Below are 12,515 nucleotides of genomic sequence, written 5' to 3' on the forward strand. Positions count from 1 at the left end.
ACAAAAAAAAACTCTTACCGAAGTAAGAGTTTTTGTATATTATGATTGGAGAAATATTTTAATTAGTAATTCCACATATCTAATTCGAAATTACGTATTTTTTCTTTTACTCTTTCGGATTCTAATAACTGCATTTGAGAATTTTCTTTCATGTAGTCTTTAATTAATCGGTCTCCGTAAACATTTTCCTCTAAGTAAATTACTGCGCCAAAACGACGAGCATTTAATAAGTGGTCAAATGAGAATGGCATGGCAGAGTTTTTTTCATTGAATGCTTTCGCACCATGTAAAATTTCTCTTGCTGCAGGAAAGTAAACCCAAAATAATTCAATTGGTGGTTCATTTTTACCAGCTTCAGAATTCATGGTGTAAACATCTGGAACTAATGGACAAATACCCATCAATCTATATTTTAGTTCTCCTTGACGTTTATCAAAATACCATAATCCTTTGATTTTGTATCCTTGAACATCAATTGCTTTAATTTCAGTTTTTACAATATATTCTTCTGAAACAGATTTTGCTCCAGCATTTAACTCTTCAATACCTTGATCTGTAGTATCAGTAAATACCAAAGATTTTTCAATATCTTCTAATGTTTTCTTAGCAGTAAAGTAACCAGAGTCATAGACTTCAGTGATCTTTTTGTCTCTCATTGCCTGAGTTAAAACATCATATAAAGGTTTTCTATCTGGACCTAAATCACCTTCAATTGGGTAGTACATTGGAAAATTGACTCTTTGATTAACATCAATAATTTCCCATACTGTTTTTCCCATTAAGACATCTCTATCACCAACGTATCCGTAAGGTAAAGGTTTGTCATTGTCAGCAATCATTTCTGCTTCTGTTTTTTTACCAATTTCAGCAGGTGTTTTTGCATTTAGTAAATTAGACTGAGCAAACGATAACGTGCTTATACTAAATACTGTTACTAATAAAAAATTTCTCCAATTCATTTTATTATTTATTTAAATTACTTGATTTCGTATGTACAAGGCGAAATGCTTTTTGGTCTTTGGTCGATTCCAACGAAAGTAGCTTTAATTTCAGAAATAATTACAACATCGCCTCTTCCTGCTTTCTTAATTGCGGCTTTAGCTCTTGCGTCCATTCTGTTTCCTTGAACTACGATAGTTGGTTGTCCCGGAACTTTAACGTTAAATTGAGTTACGTTAGCTGTTACAGGGAAATCGAAGTCTTCCATTTCAGCTGAAATTGAAACAACTTCTAAATTTGAAGCAGGTCCACTAGCAGCAACCATACCTCTAACTTTTCCAGTTGGAGCAGGTAAACCTTTAATACGGAACTCTTTTTTATCTGAAACTACTTTACCGTCAGGTAATGTAGCGCTAACGTTAATCATTACTGTATTACCAGCACCTGGTCTTAAAACATATTTACCATTAGAACCTGTCATTCCAGGTGCACTTGCTTTAACTTTATCATTAGAAACTCCTGCGAATGATATAGTCATTGGGTTATTAACACCACGATAAACTACGTTCATCTTGTCAGCAGAAATAGTAGCCGAGTTTGGTCTTGGTACAACCACATAAGTACCTTCAAATTTTAATGGTATTTCTTTACCATCTTCTAAGAATCCAAATTGACCAGAGATTGTTTGTTCTCCAATTCCACCAGCAGTCATAGAGATAACAGCTTGTCCATTTTGAATTTTACCTGGTCCTTTGAATGAAGTTGGTTGAGTATTTGCGTCATAACGACCTAAAACTACTTTACCTGTAACTTGTTCCCCTTGGAAATATGCATTTTTATCTAAAACCACAATAGCTTGAAAGTTTTTCATAGAAGCTGCAGTTTTTAATGCATTTCCTAAAAATAAGTTGTAAGCTCCAGCTTCTGTGTTTTTTGCATCATTTTGTAAAGCTGTTAAAAAAGTAAGAGTAGAAACATCAGGGAAACCTTTAGTTTTGTAATCTAAAAATTTAATACTTAATCCTTCTCTGTTTTTGATATCAGCAGTTGAAAATTTCTTTTCAATTTCTTTTATGAAAGGAATATATTTAACATCTGATCCTAATACCTTTTTAATATCAGCAACATATTTATCTATTCTTCCAACAATTTCTTTTCCTCTTGCACTGTATCCGTCACCTAAAAACCATTTTTCATCAATACTTGATTTATCCATTGCTTCAAATGGTAACTTTCCATTTTCATCAACTTCATAAGCTGAAGTAACTTCGCCTTTAACACTCTCAATGAAAGTAACAAAATCTTTTGAAATTTTAGCTACTTCTGACGCTTTTTTTGCAGATTCAGCATATTTTGCTGGTTCATCACTTGCTTTTGTATTTAAAGCAGAAAGTAAGTTTCCATTTGCTTCGTCAGTTAATTTGTTAGATTCAGTAAATTTATCGTTAAAATTACCGAAAGCTGATAATACTTCTTTTGACATGTTTAATGCCAACATTGCGATGAAAACCAAGTACATTAGGTTTACCATCTTCTGTCTAGGGGTTAATTTTCCTCCTGCCATTTCGTAATAATTAGTTTAGTTAATTAAATTGTAATTTATTTGATAAAACTAATTATCCTTTGTTTTGCATTGCAGATAACATTCCACCATAAACAGCATTTAATGAAGAAATGTTTGATGTCATAGTTTGCATTTGTTGTTTTAATTTGTCTGCATTTTCTGCAATTTGAGCATTAGCTTCAGCGTTTTTCTGAGCTGCATCTACTTGAGCTGCGTATAAGTTGTTTAAAGCTTCTAAAGAACTAGATGCTTTAACCATTTCTTCAGCATATTTCTTTTGTGAAGCCATTGCATCAACAGTAGGAGCGATGCCTTTAGCTGCACCTTCGAAATTTTTAATGCTATTTCCTAAACTAGCCATTAATTCACCATCAATTTTAGCTTCTTTTAATAAATTATCTAATTTTTGAGATAATAAACCTTGAGCTTCTGCAGGATTTTCTTTTTTCAAAGATTTTGGTTTAGCGTCACCTCCAGCTAATTCTGGATATACTAATGACCAATCTAAATCTTTTTCCACAGGTTCAAAAGCTGATAAAGCAAAAATTAATGCTTCAGTTAATAATCCAACAATTAACATAGGTCCCGCACCTGGCCAGTGTTGAATTTTAAAAAGTGCTCCAACAATTACTACTGCTGCCCCCATTCCATAAAGGAACCCCATTGTTTTTTTGTTTAATAATGCCATAATTTTTTAATTTTTAGTTAGTTAAGTATATTAATTTAGTTAAGTTAATTCTTTAAATAATTATTTTGGTCTTGTTCCAGTAGCATCTGTTCCCATATAATCTTGAACTGTTCTGAAACCGATGTAACTTCTAGCAGAATCTGCATATTCGAAATCACGTGTTGAAACTTGTAAAAAGAAAGCCACATCTTTCCATGATCCTCCGCGAACTACTTTTCTTTGGTTTTTAGGATCTGCTACATTTGGATTCATACTTGAAACGAATTCATATGCTCCAGCATCGTAAGCTGTTTCTGTCCATTCTGAAACGTTACCAGCCATGTTGTATAAGTTAAAGTCATTTGGCTCGTATGATTTTGCTTCTACAGTGTATAATGCACCGTCAGCAGCATAATCTCCTCTGTTTGGTTTGAAGTTAGCTAAGAAACATCCTCTGTCATTTTTAGCATATGGACCTCCCCAAGGATATGTTCCTGATTCAATACCTCCTCTTGCCGCATATTCCCATTCTGCTTCAGTTGGTAAACGGAAAGAGTTTACTTGGTCTCTACCTTTTTGTTTTTTTACATATGAGTTTTTGTACATCGTTCTCCAAGCACAAAATGCTTTTGCTTGTTTCCAAGAAACTCCAACCACTGGATATTCTCCATAAGCTTGGTGCCAAAAATAATCATTATGCATTGGTTCGTTGTAAGAGTAAGCGAAGTCTTTAATCCAAGCCGTAGTGTCTGGATAAATTTCTAAAGGTGGCACATCATCATAAAATCCTTTACGCCCTTTTTTCTTAACTGCTTTGTTTAAATCAACTTGATTGTATTTGAATTTTAATTTACTTACATCAATCGTTTTTAACCCATTAAACGATTCTGATTCAGGTAAATACATAGAATCCATTACTTCAACATAATCCGCATCTGGATATTTAGATGTTTCTGTAATCAATTTTATTTTTTTATTTGTTTTTCTGTTTGCATACATGTCATCTTCTGTACCTACACTATAATAGTTTTCGTACATATATTTGTCATATGCTGTCATTTTCTCTGGATCTACATCGGCAAAACCATAGTCGCCAATACTACCACCTTTTTTTCCGCTTCTTCCTCCTTCTGCTGGTTTAGCACCTGCTTCTTCTGCCTGAATAGCTAATCTAGTTCTGATGATTGAATCTTTGACCCATTCTACGAACTGACGGTATTCACTATTTGTAATTTCGGTTTCATCCATATAAAACGAACGAACTGTAACAGTTTTAGTTGGAGCATCTTGAATGTTGGCAATGTCATCATCTGACTTACCCATAGTAAATGCACCTCCAGGTATCAGTGACATGCCATAAGGTTTTTCAGAAAACCATTTCTTGCCTTTAACTCCTACCAGTTCACCTTTATCGCCTTTACCACAGCTTGTTAATAAAGCTAATGCTGCCGATAATACTAAAAACTTTTTCATATTAATTGGGTTATAAAATTTTATTTTATTTTAGGGTTCAAACCTATCTATTTATTTTGACATATACAATAGCTATTTTAAAAAAAACTAAAAAATATGTATTTTGCCGATAATTGTTATCTTTTTAACGATGCTTTAGTAGCTTTTTTTGTGTGCTTTCCACCATCTTTCCGGGATTTCAGCATTACAAGCAGCTATATAATCTTCGTTTGTACAAGGTAGTAACGTTTTTTTAACATTTTTATTGTACAAATTATTGTAATTTATTTCAATCCACCATCTTTCAGAGCGATTACTTTTATAAAAAACTAATTCTTCGTCATCAGCTAAAACAGTATATCTATAATAATTTGTTTTTTCTTCAAATGGATATTCATAAGTTCTCAAATGAAAACCCTCGATAAAGTACCAAATTATTTGAGCGATTAACTCATTTTCATTTTTTGAATAAAATTGATTGAAAACGCCAAAAACACTTACTTTATCACTTATTCCTGCATATCTTGCAAGTGTGCAAATTTCCCTACCATCTAATCCATTAGGATAAAATTCAGATGTATTTCCAGAATCTGAAGATTTTATTGCTTTCAAATCTAAACTAATAATATCTGCATCTCTAAAAATGGGCTCTACAATTGCTGGATTTTTTATAATTTCTCCAAGTCTATAGGTGTCAAAATATAATTTCTCAATCAAATCAATTTCTTCTTGAGATGTGTAATATGTTTGGTAACCTACGCTAGAAAAGTTGTACAAGTTATTAGGTTCTTCTACAATTATTCGGGACAAATAAGAGTCAGATTCTAACTTTTCTTCTTTAGCAAAATCGAATTTATTGTCAATAGTTACTAAATTAACCATTTGATCTAGCTTATCAAAAGCACGATATATTGCGTAGGTTAAATCTTGCGATCCACCGATGACCAAAGGTATGATTTTTTGTTTAATTAAATCTGTGCAAATGGTTTTTAACACAAAATAGGTGTCACTTGTTTCATTTCCAACTAATGCATCACCTAAATCGGCAATACCTTTATTCCAATTTCCTGGAAATAAGCTGTATAATGTTTTTCTGAAATTATCGAAATTATATGTTTCATTATCTAAATCTGCACCTCTGTTTTCGTTAACACAAATAATAGCTAGCGAAATATTATCTAAATTAGGATAATCGGTTTCCGTATGCAATACAACCTTTTTACCTAATGTTTGATTAGATAAATTTTCTGTAAATTTCTGAATTTCTTCCGATACAGGTTGTAAGTATTCGAATATCATAAATTGTTTTTTAATTGTATTAGTTGCTGAAATAAGAAAAATGATAAATGGGGTATTATTTCTTTTTGGCTACTGCTTTTTTTGATGGAGCTTTTTTTGTTGCTGTTTTTTTTGCAGGAGCTTTTTTCTCAATCATTTCTTTTACTTCTTCCAAAGTTAATTTTGTGGCGTCAACGTCTTTACTTAATTCAATTTTTATTTTTCCTTTTGTAATTACTGATCTTCCCCAACGCGCTTTTTCCACTTTTATCCCTTCATCTGTCCAATTATGAAGTACTTTTTCAATCTCTTTTTGTTGTTTGTCTTCAATTAATTCGTTGATATCTTCTTGAGATAAATTATCGAAATTGTATTTTTTATTGACATTGATAAAAATGCCATTCCATTTTAGGAAAGGTCCAAATCTTCCCACACCTTTTTGAACAGGTAAATTGTCGTAGGTTGCAATTGGAGCGTCTGCTTTTGTTTTTTCTTGAATTAATTCAATAGCTCTTTCCATCGTAACGTCTAATGGCTCTTCGCCTTTAGCTAAAGAAATAAATTGTGTTCCAAATTTTACGTAAGGACCAAAACGTCCGTTATTAACTTCAATTTCTTCCCCTTCATAAGTTCCTAAAGACTTTGGTAATAAAAACAAATTTAAAACTTCTTCTAAAGTGATGTTGCTTAAATTTTGTTCGGCTCTTAAACTAGCAAATTGTTTTACTTCATCGTCAATAGCACCAATTTGAGCCATTGCACCATATTTTCCTAAACGTACAGAAACGGGTTTTCCAGTTTTTGGATCGGTTCCTAAAATACGTTCTCCAGATTCACGTTCAGCAGTAGTTTCAACTTTTGTTACAATAGGGTGAAAATGATTGTAAAACGAACTCATCATTTTATGCCAATCTTCATTTCCTGCTGCAATTTCGTCAAAATCTTGTTCTACTTTTGCAGTAAAATTATAATCTAAAATTGTTTCAAAATTTTTAACTAAGAAATCAGTAACAATTCCACCAATATCAGTTGGAACTAGTTTTCCTTTGTCTGAACCAGAATTTTCCTTAAGTGTTTGCGATTTAATTTCGTTTGCAATTAAAGTCAATTGTTCGTATTTTCTTTCTGCTCCTTCGAAGCTACCTTTTTCTACATAATTTCTATTGATAATGGTAGAAATTGTTGGTGCATATGTAGAAGGACGACCAATTCCTAATTCTTCTAATTTTTTTACCAAAGAGGCTTCGGTGTATCTACTTGCTGGTCGAGTAAAACGTTCGGTTGCAGCAATGAATTTATTGTTAAGTTTTTCATTTACTTTTAAAGCCGGTAACATGCCTTCTTGTTCTTCTTCATCGTCATCATTTCCTTCCAAGTATACTTTTAAGAAACCTTCAAATTTAATTACTTCTCCAGTTGCAGAAAAATATTCGTTGTGTGTATTTGCAGCAATTTTCACATTGGTACGTTCCAATTCAGCATCACTCATTTGAGATGCTAATGTACGTTTCCAAATTAAATCATATAATCGAGCTTGATCTCTATCGATATCAACCGAATGGCGACTCATATCTGTCGGACGAATCGCTTCGTGTGCTTCTTGTGCGCCTTTGGATTTAGTATTGTAATTTCTTGGTTTGCTGTATTCTTTTCCGTAATAAGAAGTAATTTCAGCTTGAGCAGCTGCCATAGCTTCTTGAGATAGATTAACACTGTCTGTTCTCATGTAAGTGATTAATCCGGCTTCGTACAAACGTTGTGCAATTTGCATCGTAATTCCAACAGGTAAGTACAATTTACGAGCGGCTTCTTGTTGTAAAGTTGACGTTGTAAAAGGTGCTGTTGGTGATTTTTTAGTTGGTTTCGTTTCTAAATCGGCCACTTTAAAATCGGCGTTTATGTTTTTTTCTAAAAACGCTTGAGCTTCTTCTTTAGTATTAAAATTTTTACTTAGTTTAGCTTTTACTGTTTTTCCGGCTTCGTTTTTAAATTCTGCACTAATGGAATAACTTGCAATAGGTTTGAAATTTTGAATTTCTCTTTCACGTTCTACTATCAAACGAACAGAAACAGATTGCACACGCCCAGCAGATAAACCGCCTTTTACTTTTTTCCAAAGTACTGGTGATAATTCGTAACCTACTAAACGGTCTAAAACTCTGCGTGCTTGTTGTGCATTTACTAAATCGTAATTGATATCTCTCGGATTTTCAATTGCTTTTAAGATGGCAGTTTTTGTAATTTCGTGAAAAACAATACGTTTTGTTTTGGCGGGATCTAATTTTAATTCTTCAGCTAAATGCCAAGATATTGCCTCACCCTCGCGGTCCTCATCGGAAGCTAGCCAAACCATATCTGCTTTTTTAGATAAGTCTTTTAGTTTTTTTACTAGGGCTTTTTTATCCGGAGAAACCTCATATTTAGGTTTGAAGTTATCGTTTACATCTACACCAATTTCCTTTGATGGTAAATCGGCGATATGCCCGTAACTAGATTCTACTTGGTAATCTGTTCCTAAAAATTTTTCAATGGTTTTCGCCTTTGCAGGTGACTCCACGATAACTAAGTTCTTCGCCATTTTCATTAATTTGATTTGGCAAAAGTAGATTTTTTTTTTGATTAATGTATATAGGTATAGTTTTTTTGATTTATTAGTTTTTTTGATTTGCTACTATTTTTTAAAATATTTTGTTAAACTGATGCTGACAATTTGGCAGAAAATAAAATTTAGTACTATCTTTGCTGACTGAATTTTCGAAATAAATAGTTTCCGAAAATAAAATTATAAAACGGGTTATGGAAGAAAAGGTTATTGAAGAAAGTAAACAAGGAACTTCATTGGTTTTGGAAACAAAAAAAGAAAACCAAAAAAAGTTATTCATAGAAAGCTATGGTTGTCAAATGAACTTTGCAGATAGTGAGGTTGTGGCTTCTATTTTAGCAAATGAAGGATATAATACTACACAAGTTTTAGAAGAAGCTGATTTGGTTTTGGTAAATACTTGTTCCATTAGAGATAAAGCAGAAGTAACCGTTCGCAAACGGTTACAGGTATACAATGCAGTGAAAAGAGACGTTAATCCGAAAATGAAGGTTGGTGTTTTAGGCTGTATGGCAGAACGTTTGAAAGAAAAATTCTTAGATGAAGAAAAAATTGTAGACATGGTTGTAGGACCAGATGCTTACAAAGATATTCCGAATTTATTGAGAGAAGTAGAAGACGGTCGTGACGCAATTAACGTAATTCTTTCTCGTGAAGAAACTTATGCTGATATTTCTCCAGTGCGTTTAAGCAGTAACGGAATTACAGCATTTGTTTCCATAACTCGTGGTTGCGATAACATGTGTACGTTTTGTGTTGTACCTTTTACTCGTGGTCGTGAACGCAGCCGAGAACCAGAAAGTATCATTGAAGAAATTGCCGATTTATGGAGTAATGGTTATAAAGAAGTTACTTTATTAGGACAGAATGTAGACAGTTACCTTTGGTATGGTGGCGGATTGAAAAAAGACTTCGAAAAAGCAAGCGACATGCAAAAAGCCACTTCGGTAGATTTTGCTCAGTTGTTAGACAGATGTGCCACGCAATTCCCAAAAATGCGTTTCAGATTCTCTACTTCTAATCCGCAAGACATGCATGTGGAAGTGATTGAAGTAATGGCGAAACACCATAATATTTGCAAGTACATTCACTTACCAGTTCAAAGTGGAAGTACCAGAATTTTAAAAGAAATGAATCGCCAACATACGCGTGAGGAATATATGACGTTGATTGATAACATTTACAGAATTATTCCTGATATATCGCTTTCTCAAGATATCATTGCTGGTTTTCCAACCGAAACGGAGGAAGATCATCAAGATACTTTAAGTTTATTAGAATATGTAAAATACGATTTCGGATTTATGTTTGCTTATTCTGAAAGACCAGGAACTTTAGCGGCAAGAAAAATGGAAGATGACGTACCAGATGAAATTAAAAAACGTCGTTTAAATGAAATTATCGATTTACAACAACGTATTGCTTTAGAAAGAACCAAGCGTTTTGTAGGAAAAACTGTAGAAGTATTAGTGGAAAAAGATTCTAAACGTTCAGATCAACAATGGAGTGGAAGAAATTCACAAAATACTGTGGTAGTGTTTCCAAAAGAAAATTATAAACCAGGAGATTTCGTTATGGTAAAAATATCTGATTGTACTAGTGGAACCTTAATTGGTGAAGCGGTTGGATATTCTGAGATAATGAATTAGAAAATAATAATATACGCCACGAATTTTCGAATTTTTCGAAAAAATTGATAACGAATAATGAGTTTAGAAGATTATAGGAATAAAGACACCTTTAAGGTAATTGGTGCTTGTATTGAAGTGCATAATAGTTTGGGTCCAGGATTGCTGGAAATTGTTTATAAAGATGCTTTAGAAATTGAGTTCAAAGAAAGAGGAATTTCGTTTGAACGCGAAAAAGAGTTTAAAATTGAATACAAAGGAATTGTTCTTCCACATAAATTTTATGCAGATTTCATAGTTTTTGAAGATATTATTCTTGTAATCAAATCTGTAACTGAAATTTCAAAAGAACATTTAGCTCAAACATTAAATTATATAAAGTTATCAAATGCAGATGTTGGATTAATTGTAAATTTCAATAAAGCTTCATTAGAAAGAAAACGATTAGTAAGTACAAAATAATTCGAAATTTGAAAATTTGTAGAGTAAAAAGATTAGTCAACATAAAATAATTCGATAAATTCGAAAATTCGCGGCTAAAAAATAAACGAAATTGCTTCGTAACAACATATGGAATCAGTTCAAAATATAAAACAACGCTTTGAGATTATTGGAAACGATCCAAAACTTAACCGTGCGGTAGAAAAAGCCATTCAGGTTGCTCCTACAGATATATCTGTATTGGTTACAGGAGAAAGTGGTGTGGGAAAAGAAAGTATTCCGAAAATCATTCATTCTCTATCACACAGAAAACACGGAAAATATATTGCAGTAAACTGTGGTGCCATTCCAGAAGGAACCATTGATTCAGAACTTTTCGGACACGAAAAAGGGTCTTTTACTGGTGCAACAGGAACTCGTGAAGGGTATTTTGAAGTTGCCGATGGCGGAACTATTTTCTTAGATGAAGTAGGAGAGTTGCCTTTAACTACTCAAGTTCGATTATTGCGTGTTTTAGAAAATGGTGAATTCATTAAAGTTGGTTCTTCACAAGTACAAAAAACCAATGTTCGAATTGTTGCCGCTACTAACGTAAATATGTTAGAGGCAATTGAAAAAGGAAAATTTCGAGAAGATTTGTATTATCGTTTAAGCACAGTAGAAATTAATTTGCCTGCACTTCGCGAGAGAAAAGAAGACATTCATTTGTTGTTTCGCAAATTTGCAGCCGATTTTGCACACAAATATAAAATGCCTCCAATTAAATTGTCCGATGATGCTGTGCAGTATTTAACGCATTATCGTTGGAGTGGAAACATCAGACAATTAAGAAATTCCGCCGAACAGATTTCGGTTTTAGAAACCAATAGAGACATTTCTCTAGTTACATTAAAATCATACTTACCTACTACAGAAAGTAATTCTTTACAAGTGGTTGGTGAGAAAAAAAGTACTTCAGATTTTAGTAACGAACGCGAAATTCTGTATAAAGTTTTGTTCGACATGAAAAGCGATTTAAACGATTTAAAAAAGCTAACTTTAGAACTAATGCAAAATGGAAATGCAAAAGTTCAAGAAAATAATAAATCGTTGATTCAGAAAATTTATGGCAATTCTGAGGAAAAAAATACTATTTTTGAGCAAGAATCTAAAATCAAAGTTTTACCTGAAGAAGAGGAAATTGTACAAGAAGAATTTGAAGATGATGATGATTTTAACAACAATTACTTGTACGCAGAAGCTATTGATGAAGAGGAATTGCTAAGTTTAGAGGCAAAAGAGATAGAGTTAATCAAAAAATCGCTAGAAAAAAATAAAGGAAAAAGAAAAGCTGCAGCTGACGAGTTAGGGATTTCTGAACGAACTTTATATAGAAAAATTAAACAATTTGATTTGTAAAATAAATGAAAATAAAGATAAAAATAGTAGCTGTTTTAACCTTGTTAACTTTTGTTAGTTGTAATGTGAGTTATAACTTTACAGGAACTGGAAAAATTAATGCCAAAACCTTTCAAGTAAATTACTTTACAAATAATGCCGAAATTGTGGAAGTAGGTATTGAAAGAACGTTTACACAAAGATTACAAAATACGATATTAAATCAAACCAATTTAGACTTAGTAGCTTCTGGTGGCGATTTATTATATGAAGGAGAAATTGTAGAATACCGTATCACTCCAATGGGAGCAAATGCACAGCAGCAGTCTTCACAAAATAGAATGACAATCTCAATAAACGTAAGGTATTCAAGTAAAAATTCTGAAGACGATAATTTTGAAAAGCGCTTTTCTTTTTATTACGATTATGACGCGAATGTATTGCCTTCTTCCATCTTAAATACAGCATTAGATGTTATTTATGAACGCATTACTCAAGATATTTTTAATGAGTCTTTAGCGAAATGGTAAGGTAACTTTAAAATTTAAAACTCTAATCTTTTTACTT

At 32.6% G+C, this 12,515-nt stretch carries 10 protein-coding genes; 4 read left to right on the forward strand and 6 right to left on the reverse strand.

What is annotated here, in order from left to right:
• Positions 1 to 62 precede the first annotated feature (62 nt).
• The 6 genes from porN to topA all read right to left on the reverse strand — a co-directional run bounded on the left by porN (position 63) and on the right by topA (position 8,478).
• Entirely contained in the window at positions 63 to 959 is an 897-nt protein-coding gene (gene porN / locus G4D72_RS01510; RefSeq protein WP_166075820.1) for a type IX secretion system ring subunit PorN/GldN, read from the reverse strand.
• Between the two features lie 17 nt (positions 960 to 976).
• Complete coding sequence (gene porM, locus G4D72_RS01515) at positions 977 to 2,503, reverse strand: type IX secretion system motor protein PorM/GldM (RefSeq protein WP_166075821.1); 1,527 nt, start codon at positions 2,501 to 2,503, stop codon at positions 977 to 979.
• A gap of 52 nt (positions 2,504 to 2,555) precedes the next feature.
• A complete protein-coding gene (porL, locus tag G4D72_RS01520) occupies positions 2,556 to 3,191 on the reverse strand; it encodes a type IX secretion system motor protein PorL/GldL (RefSeq protein ID WP_166075822.1) in 636 nt (211 codons plus the stop codon).
• Between the two features lie 60 nt (positions 3,192 to 3,251).
• Positions 3,252 to 4,643 carry a T9SS ring complex lipoprotein PorK/GldK gene (gene porK / locus G4D72_RS01525; protein ID WP_166075823.1) on the reverse strand — a complete coding sequence of 464 codons (1,392 nt, stop codon included), beginning with the start codon at positions 4,641 to 4,643 and terminating at the stop codon, positions 3,252 to 3,254.
• A gap of 135 nt (positions 4,644 to 4,778) precedes the next feature.
• Positions 4,779 to 5,921, reverse strand: coding sequence for a formimidoylglutamase (locus G4D72_RS01530; RefSeq protein ID WP_166075824.1), 1,143 nt, complete (start codon positions 5,919 to 5,921; stop codon positions 4,779 to 4,781).
• A gap of 55 nt (positions 5,922 to 5,976) precedes the next feature.
• The gene (gene topA / locus G4D72_RS01535; RefSeq protein ID WP_166075825.1) at positions 5,977 to 8,478 is read right to left on the reverse strand and encodes a type I DNA topoisomerase; all 2,502 of its coding nucleotides are present in this window, start codon (positions 8,476 to 8,478) and stop codon (positions 5,977 to 5,979) included.
• A 218-nt stretch (positions 8,479 to 8,696) separates the two neighbouring features.
• Here topA and miaB point away from each other — a divergent pair, with 218 nt between their 5' ends.
• The 4 genes from miaB to lptE all read left to right on the forward strand — a co-directional run bounded on the left by miaB (position 8,697) and on the right by lptE (position 12,478).
• Positions 8,697 to 10,151, forward strand: coding sequence for a tRNA (N6-isopentenyl adenosine(37)-C2)-methylthiotransferase MiaB (gene miaB, locus G4D72_RS01540; protein ID WP_166075826.1), 1,455 nt, complete (start codon positions 8,697 to 8,699; stop codon positions 10,149 to 10,151).
• A 57-nt stretch (positions 10,152 to 10,208) separates the two neighbouring features.
• Complete coding sequence (locus tag G4D72_RS01545; RefSeq protein WP_166075827.1) at positions 10,209 to 10,592, forward strand: GxxExxY protein; 384 nt, start codon at positions 10,209 to 10,211, stop codon at positions 10,590 to 10,592.
• Positions 10,593 to 10,700: 108 nt separating this feature from the next.
• The gene (locus G4D72_RS01550) at positions 10,701 to 11,969 is read left to right on the forward strand and encodes a sigma-54 interaction domain-containing protein (RefSeq protein ID WP_166075828.1); all 1,269 of its coding nucleotides are present in this window, start codon (positions 10,701 to 10,703) and stop codon (positions 11,967 to 11,969) included.
• A 5-nt stretch (positions 11,970 to 11,974) separates the two neighbouring features.
• A complete protein-coding gene (lptE, locus tag G4D72_RS01555) occupies positions 11,975 to 12,478 on the forward strand; it encodes an LPS assembly lipoprotein LptE (protein ID WP_166075829.1) in 504 nt (167 codons plus the stop codon).
• The last annotated feature ends 37 nt before the right edge of the window (positions 12,479 to 12,515 follow it).

The organism is Flavobacterium difficile (assembly GCF_011392115.1).
In the GTDB taxonomy this organism is placed as follows: domain Bacteria; phylum Bacteroidota; class Bacteroidia; order Flavobacteriales; family Flavobacteriaceae; genus Flavobacterium; species Flavobacterium difficile.

Excerpts from the sequence above, each read along its gene's own strand:
- porM (WP_166075821.1), bottom strand. The coding sequence starts at position 2,503 with ATGGCAGGAGGAAAATTAACCCCTAGACAGAAGATGGTAAACCTAATG.
- lptE (WP_166075829.1), top strand. The coding sequence starts at position 11,975 with ATGAAAATAAAGATAAAAATAGTAGCTGTTTTAACCTTGTTAACTTTT.
- G4D72_RS01550 (WP_166075828.1), top strand. The coding sequence starts at position 10,701 with ATGGAATCAGTTCAAAATATAAAACAACGCTTTGAGATTATTGGAAAC.
- G4D72_RS01530 (WP_166075824.1), bottom strand. The coding sequence starts at position 5,921 with ATGATATTCGAATACTTACAACCTGTATCGGAAGAAATTCAGAAATTT.
- porL (WP_166075822.1), bottom strand. The coding sequence starts at position 3,191 with ATGGCATTATTAAACAAAAAAACAATGGGGTTCCTTTATGGAATGGGG.
- miaB (WP_166075826.1), top strand. The coding sequence starts at position 8,697 with ATGGAAGAAAAGGTTATTGAAGAAAGTAAACAAGGAACTTCATTGGTT.
- topA (WP_166075825.1), bottom strand. The coding sequence starts at position 8,478 with ATGGCGAAGAACTTAGTTATCGTGGAGTCACCTGCAAAGGCGAAAACC.
- porK (WP_166075823.1), bottom strand. The coding sequence starts at position 4,643 with ATGAAAAAGTTTTTAGTATTATCGGCAGCATTAGCTTTATTAACAAGC.
- G4D72_RS01545 (WP_166075827.1), top strand. The coding sequence starts at position 10,209 with ATGAGTTTAGAAGATTATAGGAATAAAGACACCTTTAAGGTAATTGGT.
- porN (WP_166075820.1), bottom strand. The coding sequence starts at position 959 with ATGAATTGGAGAAATTTTTTATTAGTAACAGTATTTAGTATAAGCACG.